Annotated in this window: 17 protein-coding genes and 1 pseudogene; 9 read left to right on the top strand and 9 right to left on the bottom strand. The window is 54.6% G+C overall.

The genetic code is table 11. The annotated features are described in order from the left end of the window. The first annotated feature begins 224 nt into the window (after nt 1-224). Both BI292_RS23750 and BI292_RS23745 read left to right on the top strand, forming a co-directional pair. Nucleotides 225-797, top strand: coding sequence for a sigma-70 family RNA polymerase sigma factor (locus BI292_RS23750; RefSeq protein ID WP_101209386.1), 573 nt, complete (start codon nt 225-227; stop codon nt 795-797). Continuing rightward, entirely contained in the window at nt 794-1,435 is a 642-nt protein-coding gene (locus BI292_RS23745; RefSeq protein ID WP_101209385.1) for a DUF1109 domain-containing protein, read from the top strand. Before BI292_RS23750 ends, BI292_RS23745 begins: the two co-directional genes overlap by 4 nt. Before the next feature lie 212 nt (nt 1,436-1,647). Here the strand turns inward: BI292_RS23745 and BI292_RS23740 are convergent, their stop codons facing one another. From BI292_RS23740 to BI292_RS23705, 8 genes are all read right to left on the bottom strand, one after another. After that, nucleotides 1,648-1,980, bottom strand: a complete 333-nt coding sequence (locus BI292_RS23740) for a hypothetical protein (protein WP_101209384.1) — start codon at nt 1,978-1,980, stop codon at nt 1,648-1,650. Between the two features lie 136 nt (nt 1,981-2,116). After that, nucleotides 2,117-3,088 carry a CDF family Co(II)/Ni(II) efflux transporter DmeF gene (gene dmeF / locus BI292_RS23735; RefSeq protein ID WP_101209383.1) on the bottom strand — a complete coding sequence of 324 codons (972 nt, stop codon included), beginning with the start codon at nt 3,086-3,088 and terminating at the stop codon, nt 2,117-2,119. After that, entirely contained in the window at nt 3,088-3,363 is a 276-nt protein-coding gene (locus BI292_RS23730; protein ID WP_101209382.1) for a metal/formaldehyde-sensitive transcriptional repressor, read from the bottom strand. The genes dmeF and BI292_RS23730 overlap by 1 nt, the downstream gene beginning before the upstream one ends. Nucleotides 3,364-4,092: 729 nt before the next feature. Further along, nucleotides 4,093-4,365 (bottom strand): heavy-metal-associated domain-containing protein, encoded by a 273-nt coding sequence (locus BI292_RS23725; RefSeq protein ID WP_101209381.1) that lies wholly within the window; start codon nt 4,363-4,365, stop codon nt 4,093-4,095. A gap of 114 nt (nt 4,366-4,479) precedes the next feature. Continuing rightward, nucleotides 4,480-6,750 carry a heavy metal translocating P-type ATPase gene (locus tag BI292_RS23720; RefSeq protein WP_101209459.1) on the bottom strand — a complete coding sequence of 757 codons (2,271 nt, stop codon included), beginning with the start codon at nt 6,748-6,750 and terminating at the stop codon, nt 4,480-4,482. Nucleotides 6,751-6,840: 90 nt separating this feature from the next. After that, nucleotides 6,841-7,092, bottom strand: coding sequence for a DUF2933 domain-containing protein (locus BI292_RS23715; RefSeq protein WP_101209380.1), 252 nt, complete (start codon nt 7,090-7,092; stop codon nt 6,841-6,843). A 125-nt stretch (nt 7,093-7,217) separates the two neighbouring features. Further along, a complete protein-coding gene (locus BI292_RS23710; protein WP_101209379.1) occupies nt 7,218-7,619 on the bottom strand; it encodes a hypothetical protein in 402 nt (133 codons plus the stop codon). Nucleotides 7,620-7,718: 99 nt separating this feature from the next. Further along, nucleotides 7,719-8,114, bottom strand: coding sequence for a hypothetical protein (locus BI292_RS23705; RefSeq protein ID WP_101209378.1), 396 nt, complete (start codon nt 8,112-8,114; stop codon nt 7,719-7,721). 202 nt (nt 8,115-8,316) lie between these two features. Between BI292_RS23705 and BI292_RS23700 the strand changes: the two genes are divergently transcribed. The 5 genes from BI292_RS23700 (at nt 8,317) to copD (ending at nt 12,932) form a co-directional block, all read left to right on the top strand. Continuing rightward, nucleotides 8,317-8,601: a co-regulatory protein PtrA N-terminal domain-containing protein gene (locus BI292_RS23700; protein ID WP_178076622.1), complete on the top strand. Its 285-nt coding sequence runs from the start codon at nt 8,317-8,319 to the stop codon at nt 8,599-8,601. Nucleotides 8,602-8,751: 150 nt separating this feature from the next. Further along, nucleotides 8,752-10,617 (top strand): copper resistance system multicopper oxidase, encoded by a 1,866-nt coding sequence (locus BI292_RS23695; RefSeq protein WP_101209377.1) that lies wholly within the window; start codon nt 8,752-8,754, stop codon nt 10,615-10,617. Nucleotides 10,618-10,654: 37 nt separating this feature from the next. Next, nucleotides 10,655-11,542 carry a copper resistance protein B gene (locus BI292_RS23690; protein WP_237142326.1) on the top strand — a complete coding sequence of 296 codons (888 nt, stop codon included), beginning with the start codon at nt 10,655-10,657 and terminating at the stop codon, nt 11,540-11,542. A 68-nt stretch (nt 11,543-11,610) separates the two neighbouring features. Next, nucleotides 11,611-11,994: a copper homeostasis periplasmic binding protein CopC gene (copC, locus tag BI292_RS23685; protein WP_101209375.1), complete on the top strand. Its 384-nt coding sequence runs from the start codon at nt 11,611-11,613 to the stop codon at nt 11,992-11,994. A 2-nt stretch (nt 11,995-11,996) separates the two neighbouring features. Then, entirely contained in the window at nt 11,997-12,932 is a 936-nt protein-coding gene (gene copD / locus BI292_RS23680) for a copper homeostasis membrane protein CopD (protein ID WP_101209374.1), read from the top strand. A gap of 51 nt (nt 12,933-12,983) precedes the next feature. Here the strand turns inward: copD and BI292_RS23675 are convergent. Then, a pseudogene (locus tag BI292_RS23675) lies at nt 12,984-13,431 on the bottom strand (DUF411 domain-containing protein). A gap of 284 nt (nt 13,432-13,715) precedes the next feature. Here BI292_RS23675 and BI292_RS23670 point away from each other — a divergent pair. Both BI292_RS23670 and BI292_RS23665 read left to right on the top strand, forming a co-directional pair. Further along, nucleotides 13,716-14,399, top strand: coding sequence for a heavy metal response regulator transcription factor (locus BI292_RS23670; RefSeq protein ID WP_101209373.1), 684 nt, complete (start codon nt 13,716-13,718; stop codon nt 14,397-14,399). Next, complete coding sequence (locus tag BI292_RS23665) at nt 14,396-15,784, top strand: heavy metal sensor histidine kinase (protein ID WP_101209372.1); 1,389 nt, start codon at nt 14,396-14,398, stop codon at nt 15,782-15,784. Before BI292_RS23670 ends, BI292_RS23665 begins: the two co-directional genes overlap by 4 nt. Nucleotides 15,785-15,922 lie beyond the last annotated feature (138 nt).

Below are 15,922 nucleotides of genomic sequence, written 5' to 3'. Positions count from 1 at the left end.
GCGCAGGAGTGCGCTGTGCTTGCGATCCGAAAGGTAGTTCGCTGACTTTTCCTTTCCGGTTACAGCCACCACAAAATATTTTTCAAAAACTTTTCATAAGCCGCAAACGAGACCGATTGTTGCCTTATGTCCTTGAGCGCAAGCATCATCCATTGCCCGTCATCAGCACTGGCGTCGTATAAGTACAAAAAATATTTTCACCCTTCGTGTAACCAGGGCGGACGATGGAACGAACTACACATAACGACGCGTTACGTAGCCGAGAGAGACACCTCCAGGCGCTGTTTCTTGCAGGTTTGGAAGGAGATGAACGGGCTTATCGCACCTTTCTATCGACGTTAAGTGGTCATGTACGCGGCTTTTTGCGAACTAGGCTTCAGCGGCAACCCAGTGAAGTCGAAGACTTGCTGCAAGAGGTGTTGTTGGCCGTGCATAACGGTCGCCAGACGTATCGGGTGGATCAGCCACTGACGGCGTGGGTTTTTGCCATCACCCGCTACAAGCTCACAGACTTTTTCCGAGGACGGTCGCGCCATGAGGTCTTCAACGACACCCTGGACGACTCGGCGGAACTGTTTGCCGAGCCTCTCCTTGAACCGGCGCAGGCCAGTCGCGACCTGGGCAAGTTGCTTGAGCAATTACCTGAGCGTCAGCGCCTGCCGATCATGCTCGTGAAGCTTGAAGGATTGTCCGTCACCGAAACTGCGCAAATGACAGGGTTGTCGGAGTCAGCCGTTAAGATCGGCGTACATCGCGGGCTTAAAGCGCTGGCGCTGAAGATTAGAGGTACATTATGAAAACTGATGATTTTATTGGCATGCTCGCTTCCGGGGTCACCCCGGTCGACCGGCATGCACTTACCAAGCGCTTCAGTGTCGCGGTGCTGGCGGGGCTGGTGGTTGCCACTTTGCTGGTGACGATCATATTGGGCGTTCGTCCAGACCTAGCCACTGTGGCAGCAACGCCGATCTTCTGGGCGAAGATCGCCTTTCCGCTGTGCCTGATGATCGGCACTTTGAGCGTGGTAACGCGACTGGCAAGACCTGGAGTAACTCCGGGCTCCGGAGAATTTTTGATCGGTACAGCGGTGGCAGCGGTGTGGGCCGGTACCCTGTATGTCCTCGTGACCGCAGCTCCCGATACGCGCGTCGCGATCATTCTGGGTAAGACTTGGCGGGTATGCGCAATGAACATTACCTTGCTCTCGATTCCAGGATTCATCGCTGTTTTCTGGGCCTTACGCGGGTTGGCTCCGACGCGACTGACGCTGGCAGGTGCCTGTGGTGGACTGTTGGCAGGTGCGATGGCTACGATCGCCTATTGTCTGCATTGCCCTGAAATGGAGGTTCCATTTTGGGGGGCTTGGTACATGTTGGGCATGCTAGTTCCGACCTCTATAGGCGCGTTACTAGGACAGCGGTGGCTTCGTTGGTAGCAATTAATAGTCGATAATGCATCGGTTGCTCTTCATGGCGTTTCGCTTCAGGCGCGAAAGATGTATTTGCCGAACGCTTTCTTCATACATTCGTCCGTTGCTGCCTTCGCGCATATCCAATGGCGCAGGGCCGGTTTTGACCGTATTGGTTCAACATCGTGTCAAGGATATAGCTGTGTTTCTAGCGACAGATCAGTGACAAATTAGTGGCTTTACATTGACTTGACCGAAACCAATTCCACGTATCGATATTTTTTCCTGGCTGCTTTAACAGCTTCTTGCTCTGCCAGGAGTGTACTCAGGGTATCTGCCTCGTGGATCAATTCGTGTGTTTTGCCTTCAAACTCGTTGCCGACGCGCAGGGTCACTTTCAAGCGAGGCGTGAATGTCTTCGCGACCTTCTTTTTCTGCGGCGGTATTGCCGGTTGAGCTGGCGCGATCTCCGGCGTAGGAGCTTGTACCGGAGTGACACTCACCTGTTCTTCTGGTGCGGGGCTGCCGAAGAGCGCTCGGCGCATCTCTTCTTCAGTCAATTCTGGGTTCATGTGATTCTCGTGGGGGATGTGTAGCTGGCCTAATACTAACAGTCGAGGAGGCCGTTACCAATTTGCCGAAATAGCAGCTGAGGCAAGGCATGCGCCTACGCTCCCATTGAAGGAGCCTTGCCGATTTCGTTGAGCACTACATGGTAGGCGACGCTGCTCGAAACTCAACTGTGAGGTGGCTAACTTCGTGAACAGCCTTCAACCGATCACGGATGCTATCCGCATTCGTTGTAGGGCCACCAAGAACACTGACAATGGCAGCGTGGGCTTCTGGGCCAACACGCCACACGTGTAGGTCGGTAATCTTGGCGTCACCAGGTTGCTCAACCAGTTCGCGGATTTCTTCAGCAACGTGATCATCAGTTTGGTCGAGTAGAACACCGGCAGTCGCGCCCATCAAAGTCCAAGCCCATCGTGCAATCACAATGGCGCCGACGATACCCATCGCTGGATCAAGCCAGACCCATCCGAGATAGCGCCCAGCGAGCAGGGCGGCAATTGCAAGAACGGATGTCAAGGCATCTGCAATCACGTGGATGTACGCAGATCTGAGGTTGTTATCGCTGCCGTGAGGACTATGGTCGTGCTCGTGATGATCGTGACCATGGCCATGGCCATGGCCATGGCCATGGCTGTGACCGTGACCGAGCAGTAGAGCGCTCACTATGTTGACCGCGAGGCCAACGATGGCGATCAGCGTTGCCGTCCCGAACTGGACTTCAGTCGGCTGGAGCAGTCGAATGACGGACTCAACCCCGATTCCCAGAGCTACAAGCCCCAGAATGAGCGCTGACGCAAAGCCGCCCAGGTCTCCAACTTTACCGGTGCCGAAGCTGAAGCGGGAGCTGGATGCGTTCCGCTTGGCATACGCATAGGCCGCAAATGCGATTCCCAACGCACCGGCGTGGGTTGCCATATGGAAACCGTCCGCGAGTAGCGCCATCGATCCTGTGACGTACCCAGCGGCAATCTCACCGACCATCATCACAACGGTAAGTATCACCACCCAAAGGGTGCGCTTTGCATTCTCATCGTGTGCCGACCCGAGAAATACGTGCTCGTGGGTGAAGCCGGTGGTGCTGGTCATGGAATTCAAGCCTGCGTTCATCACTTGGAATAACGTCGAATGGCTTCGAGAAGCTCTTCGACGCCCTTGGCGCGCTCTTCATCGCTCAGCGCAGGATTGGCAACATGCTCCCTGGCGTGATCTTCGATGATTTCGTCCATCAGGCCGTTGATGGCCCCGCGCGTGGCGGCCACAAGATGGAGCGTCTTGGCACAGTCGTGATCTGACTCAAGAGCCCGTTCAACCGCTTGGATCTGACCAGCGATGCGCTTCACTCGCTTGAGCAGATCGTCTTTATTTGATGCTACATGACCCATAGGATACCCCCCTTACCTATACAAATAATTACATACCGCCCCCCCCTATGCAAGGTTGGTTCGGCGATGATCACTTGATCCGGACTTCTGACGTGATCAGAGTTTGACGCGATGGACGCTTTTGGATGCTGACCAGCCGTGACCTCTTGGCACGCACCTGCTATTTTTCAGCGTGGCAATAAGCGTGCGAGCCTGCGCGAATTTTTGCGACTTTCGCAAGGCCAGCACCAAGGGTGTTGCAGTAATGGCCGTGTGCCGTTCGTGAGGATCTCTGCACAACTTCAAGGTGGTGTCATGATCGTCAAGGCAGGCGAAGTTATGCATAACCTCGGATATTGTTTTGAAGGGTGCGCTCACGCCGGGCCATTTGTGGCAACGCAGGACTTTGACCTCGATTCATTAGTTGCATAGGTAATGAACCCGCTGACCGAGAGATGTGAGGCGTCCAGCGTATTATCGCAAATACCTGGGATGCTTTTCGAAAGCGGATTCATCACCAAGATCCCTTGTCGCAAGATCTACTTAGGAGTGATGGGAGAGGTCGACATTCGCGAAGAGAAGGAATATCTCTGATGACGACGGTTCAAGCATCTGACTAAAGCGACTCAGGATTATCAGACGCAAGCAGGGTTGGTTAAACGTTGATGACTTCAGCGGCTAGTGCCGCTCTGGTCATGAGCAGTGTCGTGAACAAAGCGTTACGCAGACCGATATTCATACGAGTAACGTTTACTGACAGCAGCAACCGCCGCCGTTCCCGCCACAGCCCGAGGTTTTCTTACTCGCTACGCTTTCCACTGTCGACAGCTGTGCTGGATAGCCCGCGTTCTCAAGGGCTGCAAGCAGCGCATGGCTGTCCGAATCGCCGCTGACCTTCACCCGTCCGGCTTGTAGATCCACTGTTACGTCCCTGACTCCTTCAAGTGGGCGCAGCGCTTCGGTGACATGTTTGACACATGAACCACAGCTCATGCCTTGGACTTGCAGTTCAACAGTTTTCATTGGTGACTCCTCACAACAAAGTTGATCAGGGAAAGACTGACGCATGAGGCTTTTCTGCGGCGTTGGCTTATCCTCAACCTTGCTGCCATGGCAAGGTCAAGCGGTCGTTTTCACTCAATCAATGGAAGCCTGGCGCAGACGCAAGGCGTTGAATACCACCGACGCCGAGCTCACGCTCATGGCCAGTGCGGCAATGAGCGGTGACAGAAGGTGACCGGTAAGTGGAAAGAACAAACCGGCAGCCAGTGGGATACCCATAGCGTTGTAAAGGAAGGCGAAGGTCAGGTTCTGGTGCATATTTCTCACCGTTGCGACTGACAGGCTGCGAGCACGTAGGATACCGAGCAAATCCCCCTTGACCAGGGTGACCTGAGCGCTGTTCATCGCCACGTCAGTGCCAGTTCCCATGGCGATACCTACATCAGCGCGAGCCAGTGCGGGGGCATCATTAATGCCGTCGCCGGCCATCGCCACCCGGTGTCCGGCTTGTTGCAGAGATGCCACCAGACGCTCTTTATCTTGCGGTTTGACCTCGCCGTGAACCTCCTCGATGCCCAACTGGCGAGCTACCGAGCGAGCAGTCGTAATGCCGTCGCCAGTGGCCATGATGACCTTGACGCCATCCGCCTGCAGACGCTCGACGGCCAGCTTCGTGGTGGGTTTGATGGGGTCGGCAACAGCCAGCAAACCCGCCAGGGCGCCATCGACTGCCAGGTACATGATGCTCGTACCGTCGCCGCGTAGCTTCTCGGCATGTTCTTGCAAGCTCTCTGTGGAAACGCCGGCCTCCTGCATCAACGCGGTATTGCCTAACATCAGGCGGCGACGCTCGACCTGACCGCTTACACCGATACCTGAGGCTGACTCGAAGGTTTCAGGTGTTATCAGTTTTAGCCCTGCGGCACGAGCCTGCTCGACGATGGCGTGGGCCAATGGATGCTCACTGCCCTGATCGAGACTTGCGGCCAGGCGCAACACTTCATCCTGAGTAAATCCGGGTACGGCCTCGACGCTATGGAACGCTGGTCGACCTTCAGTGAGGGTGCCAGTTTTGTCGACTATCAAGATGTCTATCTTGCGCAGGTTTTCGATGGCGGCGGCATCGCGAAACAATACGCCGCTGCCAGCAGCCTTGCCGGTGGCAACCATGACTGACATCGGTGTCGCTAGGCCAAGGGCACAGGGACAGGCGATGATCATGACCGCGACAGCGTTGATCAGTCCGAACACCCAACTTGGCTCGGGCCCCCACAGCCCCCAGCCGAGTAGAGTCAGCGCGGCGATAGCAATCACAACGATCACGAAGTAACTGGCAATCACGTCTGCCAGCCGTTGCATCGGCGCTTTTGAGCGTTGTGCCTGCACAACCATCTGCACAATCTGTGCGAGCAGGGTCGCTGACCCTATCTTCTGCGCCTGCATCACCAGACTGCCGTGTATGTTGAGAGTGGCGCCAATCAGCGCGTCGCCGGCCCTCTTCATGATCGGTATCGGTTCGCCGGTGAGCATCGACTCATCTACAGCGCTTTCGCCTTGCAACACCTGGCCGTCGACAGGCACTTTTTCGCCTGGACGCACACGTAATGTATCGCCGCTGTGTACGTGTGTCAGTGGGATGTCTTCTTCCGTGCCATCGGCATTGATCCGTCGGGCAGTTTTGGGTGCCAGTCCAAGCAGCGACTTGATGGCAGCCGAGGTTTGCGAGCGAGCCTTGAGCTCGAGCATCTGACCGAGAAGGGTCAGTGAGATGATCACAGCCGCCGCTTCGAAGTACACACCGATGCGGCCCTCCATCATGAAGTTACTGGGGAATACATCGGGGGCCAGGGTGGCCACGACGCTGTAAAGGAAGGCCGCCGCCGTGCCGAGGCCGATTAGCGTCCACATGTTCGGACTTCGCTGAAGCACCGAACGCACACCACGCACATAAAACGGCCAGCCAGCCCACAGCACGACGGGTGTAGCCAATCCCAGCTCGACCCAATTTTGCGTGGTGCCATGGAACAGCACCAGGGCATGGCCACCCATAGCCAGCACGGTTACGATCACTGTCAGTGGCAATGTCCACCAGAAGCGCCGGGTGAAGTCCTTGAGTTCTAAGTTCTCTTCTTCCTCCAATTCGGGAATCACCGGCTCTAAGGTCATGCCGCACTTAGGGCAGACGCCGGGGCCGATCTGGCGAATTTCCGGATGCATGGGACATGTGTATTCAGCGGCACCCGTTAACGGTTCTGCTGTTGTCTGAGGGATTTGTTCGATTTTCAGTTGGGATATTCGATAACGCTCGGGCGCTGCCCTGAAGGTCGTTTGGCATTTCTGGCTGCAGAACCGGTAGTTTTGCCCCTCATATTCCGTGCTGAACTGGCTGTCGTTACTGACGGTCATGCCACATACCGGATCATGGGAGCCGGTGGGTTGAGGTTCAGACTTCTGTATTAAGTCGTGCTCTTGACGAAGCTCAGGGGTGTGCATGAGCTAACTCCTGTTCGCATCCTTGGTTGAGGCTGAGGTTTCGCCGTGATGACTGTGACCACCGTGGTGGTGCCCGAAAAAATGCATCAGTGGGCACAACAGCAAAATCATGTAAGGCAGTAAGCCCAGCATATGGCCGTAGTGTTCTCTTGCTAGATAGAACAGCACGATCACTAGCAGCATGCCCAGCGCTATGCCGGGTTTGCTCCTCCAAAATGTTGGAGAGGTGTTAGCGGAATGTGGCGAATTCATCATGGTTCTGTACTCCTGAGGGAGTGCTGATGAGTGATACGTCGTAAAGGTGCAACGGGCGGCAGTTTTACCCTTGGCATATTGGCTAAAGTAAAACCGTCGCTGCATTGCCTACAGGCTTGTGCGCGTCACTTGCTCATCGGCATGTTCATCATGCTCGTTTGCTGATCCATCATTTTCATCATCATGTTGATCATTCCCATTTCCATGCCGTCTTTGTTGCCGTCCATGCCCATGCCCTTGCCATGACAGTTCTTATGCATCATGGCCATGCTGTCCTTCATCGTCTTCATGCTCTCCTGCATGGCGGCATGTCGCTCGGCAGGGGTCTTGGCGGCGGCTGCCTTGTCGTGTGCAGCCTGCATTTTTTGCATTTGCTCGGTCATGACACTGTTTTGCATCGGCGTAGCTGCTTCGCTTGTCTTGGCGGGCGCGGTCTGCCCCTCCGGGTGATGCTCATCGACTGCCGAGGCGATAAGTGGGCTGCTCACGAGCAGGGTGGCGAGGATAAATTTCAATGTGGCATGCATGGCAATCTCCAAAGGGTCAGGACAACTCAGGTAATACCAAGCAGCGCCAGGCTGGCGCAGTCAGACAGCGCGCCGAGAATCGGCGCGCAGAAGGTCGGATTAATCGTTGAAACGGACAAAAATCAGGCGGGAAGGAGGTCTGGCCGGTACAGGGCGCCGTAATGCAAGAAAGGCAAAAGCGGAGGGATTGGCGGGATACAAAATCAGCAACGCTGGGATAAGGAGCAGAAATGTCCAACTGAACAGGTCAAATATTTGAAGATGGAGCGAAGGACTTACGGCTATTGCCGCATCGGCGCAGTGTTTAAGGCAACCGAGGGCATGGGCGTCGTGGCTATCGTGATCTTGCGCGGTGATCAGCGAGACATGAGTTGTAGCCGGATTGTGGCTGGGCTGTGCCAGACATCCCTGGGTCGCTGCCAGGCCAAACGCTAACACCCACAGCACGATGGCGAGGCGTATGAACGTTGGTTGACGATGGCGAAACCAGAACATGGAGAATCTCCGGTACTGATTAGCGGATTTTGATTTTTCAACATACGCCACATTGAAGTGCCACGGTTGATCTAGATCAATTTATGCATCCGGCTGTCGGTTCTGTGGTGCGGTCAAATTTTATGACGCCCGTCGATCTTTCAGATGTTGAGTTTCTCCGCGTGCTGTCAAAAGTGTAATCACCGGCTAAGCGTGCTGACAGGTGCGTCCCCTCATCATCCTCATCGAGCTGACGCTCAAACTCTCTGGTTTCATCGAGAGTCAATTCCTTGAAGGAGATGCTATGAAAGCTACCAACGTTGTGATTCTTACACTCAGTTTGGCTATATCGTCCCTGGCCTTTGCCGAAGGTGGCGGCGACCGTTCGGTTGAGCGCATGGAACGAGCTCGCGAGACGGCAATGGCCACCACCAAACCCGTCCCACAAGCGCAAGAGGATATTGCACAGGAAAAGCCCACGGCTGAAGAGCAGAAGCATCAATGCTGAGCCGCCCAGCTTACGCAAATGTAATCCCCCCGTTTGCTGGCTTATGGCATCTTCCAATGTATGAAGCGCACTAGCTGTCCAAAGCGTGAACCCTCGGGAACACGCCAACGTGCGTGCACCTGACATCCGACTGACGGGACATGAATCGGTATGCATTCCAAAACTTCTCGGCGCACCTTTGTGAAGGGTCTCACCGCAGGCGGGATTCTCGGTGGCTTAGGCCTCTGGCATAACCCTATTTGGGCGGCCCGTAGCTTGGGCGAGACTAATGTCCTGTCAGGTACAGAGTTCGACCTCTTTATTGGAGAGACACCGGTAAATATCACTGGGAATGCCCGGACTGCCATGACAATCAATGGCGGGATTCCGGGGCCTCAGCTGCGCTGGCGTGAGGGCGATACCGTGACCTTGCGGGTCAAGAACCGCCTCAAGGATATGACATCAATCCACTGGCACGGGATTATCCTCCCCGCGAATATGGACGGTGTACCGGGCCTTAGCTTTCATGGGATCGAGCCTAACGGCACGTATGTCTATCAATTCAAGGTCAAGCAGAGCGGAACGTACTGGTATCACAGTCACTCCGGCTTCCAAGAACAAGTAGGTGTATACGGCCCATTGGTAATCGACGCGAAAGAGCCCGAGCCATTTGAGTATGACCGTGACTACGTGGTGATGCTTACCGACTGGACGGATGAAGATCCGGCTTCGCTGATGAAAACACTGAAGAAGCAGTCTGACTACTACAACACCCACAAGCGCACAGTCAGTGATTTCATCCATGACGTAGCTGACAAAGGTTGGTCAACCACCGTCGCTGACCGCAAAATGTGGGCCGAAATGAAGATGAATCCCACTGACATTGCAGACGTCAGTGGCGCGACATACACCTACTTGATGAACGGCCAGGCGCCGAACTCCAACTGGACGGGCACCTTCAAACCTGGCGAAAAGCTTAGGTTGAGGTTCATCAATGGTTCAGCCATGAGCTACTTTGATGTCCGTATTCCGGGTTTGAAGATGACTGTTGTGGCTGCCGATGGCCAGTATGTTAAGCCCGTAAGCGTGGACGAGTTCAGGATCGCCACTGCCGAGACTTTCGATGTGATCGTCGAACCAACTCAGGACGCCTACACACTGTTTGCGCAGTCGATGGATCGGTCGGGGTACGCAAGAGGCACCTTGGCCGTCCGGCCTGGTCTGGCTGCCCCAGTACCTGAACTTGACTGTCGTCCTCTCGTCACTATGGCCGACATGGGTATGGCCGGTATGGATCATGGTGCGATGGGTGGTATGGGGGATATGGCTGGGATGGATCACAGCAAGATGGCCGGTATGGGGGACAGCTCAATGGAGGGCATGTCAGGCATGGACGGCGGTGCCATGAAAGGTATGAACCATGGCGCTACGCAAGACATGTCCGGCATGGACAGCATGGCTGGGATGGATCACAGCAAAATGTCTATGGGCGGCATGAGTGGTATGGGAGAAATGCAGTCGCACCCAGCCACAGAATCCAACAATCCTCTCGTCGACATGCAGGCAATGTCGACGTCGCCAAAGCTTGATGATCCTGGCATGGGCCTTCGCGAGAATGGTCGAAAGGTGCTGACGTATTCAGACCTAAAGAGCACGTTTGAGGATCCAGATGGCCGTGAGCCAAGTCGAACCATCGAACTGCACTTGACCGGTCATATGGAGAAATTTTCCTGGTCTTTTAACGGCGTGAAGTTTTCGGATGCCGAGCCGTTAAAACTGAAATACGGCGAGCGAGTCAGGATCGTGCTCGTCAACGACACCATGATGACTCACCCCATCCACTTGCATGGCATGTGGAGCGACCTTGAAAATGAAAACGGGCAATTCCTTGTCCGCAAACACACCATTGATATGCCGCCAGGGTCGAAGCGCAGCTACCGAGTGACAGCCGATGCGCTGGGGCGCTGGGCCTACCACTGCCATCTCCTGTACCACATGGAAATGGGGATGTTCCGCGAAGTGCGTGTAGAGGAATAAGGAGTCGACTATGAGCAATTATTTTTGCGGGACTCGCATGCACTCAGCTGTATTTACCGTCGCTCTAGCCGCTGGTTTTGGCTTGCCGGCAGCCGCTGAACCAAGCCAGGGCATGGATCACAGCCAGATGCAGGGTATGGATCACGGCCAGATGCAGGGCATGGATCACAGCAAAATGGAGGGTATGCAGCCCGCCAAGCAACCACAAACCCAAAGCCGTACTCCGATACCGCCGCTAACCGATGCCGACAGAGCCGCAGTCTATAAGTCCCCGGGTGGTCACGCGGTTCATGACACAGCCCTCAACTCATTTTTTATATTTGAGAAATTGGAATGGCAGGATGCTGACGATGGAAGCTCACTGAACTGGGAAGCCCAAGGTTGGATAGGGGGAGATGTTGATCGTCTATGGTTGCGTTCCGAAGGCGAGCGCACCAATGGGAAGACTGAAGAAGCTGAGGTTCAAGCTTTATGGGGACACGCCATCAGCCCTTGGTGGGATCTACTCGGCGGCGCTCGTCAAGACTTCAAACCAGGCGACCCTCAAACGTGGGCGGCTTTCGGTATCCAGGGCTTGGCGCTCTACAATTTCGAGGCCCAGGCTACTGCTTATTTGGGTGAAGGCGGCCAGACCGCAGCGCGGCTGGAAGGTGACTACGACATTCTCCTAACCAATAAGCTGATTTTGCAACCGACGGCAGAATTCAATTTCTATGGCAAAAGCGATCCCAAACGTGGAGTGGGTTCGGGGCTGTCTGAGAGTGAAGTCGGTTTGCGGCTCCGATACGAAATCCGTCCTGAGTTCGCACCTTATGTAGGTGTGACGTGGAATCGGGCTTATGGAAAGACGGCTGACTATGCCAGCGAGGAAGGCGAAGACAATAACGAAGCACGTTTGGTGCTCGGCGTCCGGGTGTGGTTCTAAATCACAGTTAGCGGCACCAAATAATTACTAACCTCATAACAACAGCTACGCGCTGTGGGGAGCCTCGCATGTCTATACTTAAATCCTGTGTTGTGGCCGTCGCTCTTTCATCCAGTCTTCTGCTCAGTGCAGTTGCCCAGGCTCACCCGAAGCTGCTGTCTTCGACCCCGGCTGAAGGCGAGAGCGGCCCAGCTCCCGCGAAGATTGAACTGCACTTTTCTGAAAACTTGGTTACCCAATTTTCCGGAGCTAAGTTGGTCATGACGGAAATGCCCGGTATGTCACACTCCCCTATGGCTATGAAAGCCAGCGTCGCTGGGAGTAACGATCCTAAAACCATGATCTTGACTCCGGCCTCTCCTCTCACTGCTGGCACCTACAAAGTCGAATGGCGAGCGGTCTCCTCCGATACCCATCCGATTACTGGCAGCGTCACTTTCAAAGTGAAATAAGTATGAGCGACCCAATCAACGTGGCGCTGCGCCTCGCGCTGTATTTGGATCTGATGCTCCTCTTCGGTCTCGCCGTCTTTGGGCTATACAGCTTTCGGGGAAAAGAGCGTGTATCGGGAACGCTGTTGCATTTTGGGTCGCTACTGCCTGGCACCGCTGTTATAGGTATGCTTTTGTCCATAGCAGCTTTTGTAGTTATGACAAAAAATATGAGCGGCGCATCCGACTGGGCGGAGCTGCGACCTCACATGGAAATGATGCTGTACGAGACTGAGGTCGGCTGCAGCTGGGTCACACGCATGTTCTCGCTAGCAGTGGTGATTTTTGCTGGAAGCCAGAACAGGCGATGGCCGACGGGCAGTCTCTGGGTCGCTACCATTGCGGGCAGCATTGCCTTAGCGACAATCCCATGGACAGGTCACGGGGCGATGAATGAAGGCGCCCTGCGATTCTGGCACTTTGCCGCTGATATTCTGCACCTACTTGCCGCTGGCGGATGGATCGGAGCTCTAGCGGCGTTTGGTCTGATGTTGAGTATTAGGGGGGCTAATTCGGAACAACTGGTACGAGTGCTATCGCGAGCGCTCAGGGGATTCGAAACAGCGGGCGCACTCATTGTTGGTACGATCATAGTTACTGGCGTCGCTAATTATCTCTTCATTGTCGGGCCGACAGTAATCGAAGTCGTAACCAGCACCTATGGCGTTCTCCTACTCGTGAAGATCCTACTGTTCGTGGGCATGATCGGGCTAGCTACCCTCAATCGTTTCTACCTGAGCCCTTCACTAGAGCGGTCTGTGGTGGCCGGTGATTTTTCTCTAGCGGCAACTGCTTTGAGAAAAAGTGTGGTGATCGAATCAACCTGTGCTGTCGTCATCGTTTGCTTGGTGGCTTGGCTAGGAACATTGAGCCCCTCAATCGAGATGGCTCAAGGGTGATCTAGGAGCTAGATCCGAGCGGCCCCAAGGGCGCTCAGATCTGAGCAACGACTATCGGCTGATGGGGTAGCCAGCGACCACTTCTTGCGCACCTGCCTTGGTGAGCCCCAGGACTTGGTAAGGTTGATGATTCAGGCCGTAGTCCATACCAGGAGAACCTGCGGGCATGCCTGGCACTGGCAATTCCAGCGAGGTCTGAACGACCATTCAGCTTCTTGATTTCATCGGCTGGGACATGACCCTCTACGAATTTGCCGTCAATCACAGCCGTATGGCATGAAGCGAGTCCCTGTGGCACGCCCAGGTTCTGCTTGATAGCACTCATATTACTTTCCACATGGTCTACTACCTTGAATCCATTTGATTCGAGGTGCTTAACCCAATCCTTGCAGCACCCGCAGTTCGCGTCCCGATGTACATCGATTGTGAGTGGCTCAGCTGCCTGCACAACCCCACAAATCATCAATCCCACAGCAAGCGATAGCTTGAGTTTGAACATTCTATGCACCTCGTCACGTGTCATTGCGCGGTTGCTCTGCATGCCCTTGGCCGTGCGCCACGAGTAGCGCTTCCGCACCGTTAGAAAAATAGGTTAAGCGCAAAAAGTCAGGTTGCCGATTACATTTTTGTAAGCCGCATCTTCGCTGCCGCCGCTCAATTGCCCCCGAGCCTGTCGTGACTGCGTGCTTTCTGTTTGCTGTTGGGGCAATTACATTTGCGTAAGCTTCCGCACAGTCGTCAGATTGGTAGCACACTAGAACACCGCAAAACCGGAGCCCAAGCATGAAACTCTTGGTTGCAGAAGACGAACCCAAAATCGGAATGTACCTACAGCAAGGCCTCTTGGAAGCTGGCTTCAGTGTCGACCGGGTTGTGACAGGAACCGAGGCGTTGCACCAGGCGCTGAGCGAGACCTACGATCTCTTAATTCTGGACGTAATGATGCCGGGCATTGATGGCTGGGAAGTCATCCGAAATGTCCGCGCAGGCGGAAGTTTAGTCCCTGTGCTGTTTCTGACGGCCAGGGACGGAGTTGATGACCGGGTGAAAGGCTTGGAGTTAGGTGCGGACGATTATCTAGTCAAACCCTTCGCATTTTCTGAATTGCTTGCCCGCGTCAGAAGCTTGCTTCGCCGTGGCGCCGCCGTACCCAACCAGACATCTATTAAGATCGGGGATCTGGAGGTCGATCTTCTAAAGCGACGGGCCTCGCGCTCAGGTCGACGCATTGACCTTACCGCCAAGGAATTTTCGCTGCTAGAGCTGCTGATGCGCCGTCGGGGAGAAGTCTTGCCGAAATCACTGATCGCATCGCAGGTTTGGGACATGAACTTCGACAGTGATACCAACGTGATCGAAGTCGCGATTCGTCGGCTCCGGGCCAAAATCGATGACGATTTCGACACCAAGATGATTCAGACCGCGAGGGGAATGGGGTACATGCTAGATGCTCCGGATACAGAATGAAGCGCGCATCTCTTACCCTCCGTTTAAGCATGATGTTTGTCTGTGCCGTGGTGGCCGTGTTGGTAGTAGCAGGCTTTACCTTTGATGGGTTCAGTCAGCATCATTTTAAGGCCATCGACCGTCAAGCGATGACGGAAAAGCTCGAATCCATTCGGCAAATAATGGATGGCGAAGCTGGCTCCGCAGACCCTTCTGAAGTTGTGTTGCAACTACAAGCACTCCTTGGTGCTCACCAGGAACTCTCAGCCTCAATTATCGCGATGGGCGGGAAGACGTTCTTCGCGACTTCAAATGCAGTTGGACATCCTTCTTCCTCCTCTGGTGACTCAAGGGAAGATATGTGGGAGTGGACAGCTGGAAGCCATATGTTCCGAGGCATGAAAGCCCAAGTTCATTTGGCGAATGAAGCTGAGCCAATGACCGCGTGGCTGAGTCTAGACATCACAAGTCATATGCATTTCGTTGAGACTCTGCGCTGGTGGTTAGTGATCGGGCTGGCGATTAGCGCCTTGGTCAGCGCAGGTTTAGGATGGTTGGTCGCGCTCAGCGGGCTGAAGCCGGTCGCACAAGTAACGAAAGTCGCGGCCTCGATGTCAGCCGGATCGCTGAAGGAGCGTATTCCGATGGATTCTGTGCCTCGCGAGCTTGAGCTCCTTGTCACTTCGTTCAACGCTATGCTGGCTCGCCTTGAAGAGTCATTTACTCGGTTGTCTAACTTTTCAGCCGATATCGCGCACGAGCTGCGTACCCCTATCAGCAATCTGCGCACACATACCGAAGTCATCCTCACAAAGAAACGTGCACCAGAGGATTATGAAGAGAATCTCTATTCCAACCTGGAGGATCTGAACCGGCTTTCCAGCATTATTGACGGCATGCTTTTCTTAGCAAAGTCGGACAACGGCCTGGTTCTACCTGCCAAAGAGAAAATCGAGTTGTGTTCGGTCGTCGAAAAATTGTTCGAGTATTACCAGCTTCTGGCAGACGACACAGGGGTAAAGCTGCAGGTAGTCGGGCACGGCGCGGTGAATGGTGACAGGACGATGCTGGATCGGACGATCTCAAATTTGCTGTCCAATGCGCTCAGGTATACCCCACCTGACTGTACGATTTCCGTGAAAATCGAGCCCCTTGGCGACATGATCAGCTTGTCAGTGGAAAACCCCGGCGAGGAGATAGCGGTAGAGCATCTGCCCCGGCTGTTTGACCGTTTTTACCGAGTCGATCCCGCACGGAGAGAGAGCGCTACGAACCATGCGGGGTTAGGGTTGGCAATCGTCAAATCACTGGTTGACGCCCATGACGGCACCGTCGGATGTGTCTCCAGAGAAGGTCATACGACCTTTGTAATCCGCTTACCCGCGTGGCCTGCTGATCACGAGTGAAAGCAAGAGATCGCTTGTATGCCTTGCGCAATCTCCCATGCTGGCTGTTTCGACGTCACTGACAAGATATAGGTATGCCTGGCCCAGGCCACAAATATGGCGAGAACAAGCGTGAGTACCACCGTCGTTGTCAGCGTT

This window comes from Pseudomonas sp. 43NM1, assembly GCF_002836905.1.
Taxonomy (GTDB): domain Bacteria; phylum Pseudomonadota; class Gammaproteobacteria; order Pseudomonadales; family Pseudomonadaceae; genus Aquipseudomonas; species Aquipseudomonas prosekii.
This window is presented reverse-complemented; position numbering and strand designations above follow the sequence as displayed.

Bases quoted from the DNA above. Each gene is read 5' to 3' on its own strand.
- BI292_RS23750 (WP_101209386.1), top strand. From the start codon at position 225: ATGGAACGAACTACACATAACGACGCGTTACGTAGCCGAGAGAGACAC.
- BI292_RS23745 (WP_101209385.1), top strand. From the start codon at position 794: ATGAAAACTGATGATTTTATTGGCATGCTCGCTTCCGGGGTCACCCCG.
- BI292_RS23740 (WP_101209384.1), bottom strand. From the start codon at position 1,980: ATGAACCCAGAATTGACTGAAGAAGAGATGCGCCGAGCGCTCTTCGGC.
- dmeF (WP_101209383.1), bottom strand. From the start codon at position 3,088: ATGAACGCAGGCTTGAATTCCATGACCAGCACCACCGGCTTCACCCAC.
- BI292_RS23730 (WP_101209382.1), bottom strand. From the start codon at position 3,363: ATGGGTCATGTAGCATCAAATAAAGACGATCTGCTCAAGCGAGTGAAG.
- BI292_RS23725 (WP_101209381.1), bottom strand. From the start codon at position 4,365: ATGAAAACTGTTGAACTGCAAGTCCAAGGCATGAGCTGTGGTTCATGT.
- BI292_RS23720 (WP_101209459.1), bottom strand. From the start codon at position 6,750: ATGACCGTCAGTAACGACAGCCAGTTCAGCACGGAATATGAGGGGCAA.
- BI292_RS23715 (WP_101209380.1), bottom strand. From the start codon at position 7,092: ATGATGAATTCGCCACATTCCGCTAACACCTCTCCAACATTTTGGAGG.
- BI292_RS23710 (WP_101209379.1), bottom strand. From the start codon at position 7,619: ATGCATGCCACATTGAAATTTATCCTCGCCACCCTGCTCGTGAGCAGC.
- BI292_RS23705 (WP_101209378.1), bottom strand. From the start codon at position 8,114: ATGTTCTGGTTTCGCCATCGTCAACCAACGTTCATACGCCTCGCCATC.
- BI292_RS23695 (WP_101209377.1), top strand. From the start codon at position 8,752: ATGCATTCCAAAACTTCTCGGCGCACCTTTGTGAAGGGTCTCACCGCA.
- BI292_RS23690 (WP_237142326.1), top strand. From the start codon at position 10,655: ATGCACTCAGCTGTATTTACCGTCGCTCTAGCCGCTGGTTTTGGCTTG.
- copC (WP_101209375.1), top strand. From the start codon at position 11,611: ATGTCTATACTTAAATCCTGTGTTGTGGCCGTCGCTCTTTCATCCAGT.
- copD (WP_101209374.1), top strand. From the start codon at position 11,997: ATGAGCGACCCAATCAACGTGGCGCTGCGCCTCGCGCTGTATTTGGAT.
- BI292_RS23670 (WP_101209373.1), top strand. From the start codon at position 13,716: ATGAAACTCTTGGTTGCAGAAGACGAACCCAAAATCGGAATGTACCTA.
- BI292_RS23665 (WP_101209372.1), top strand. From the start codon at position 14,396: ATGAAGCGCGCATCTCTTACCCTCCGTTTAAGCATGATGTTTGTCTGT.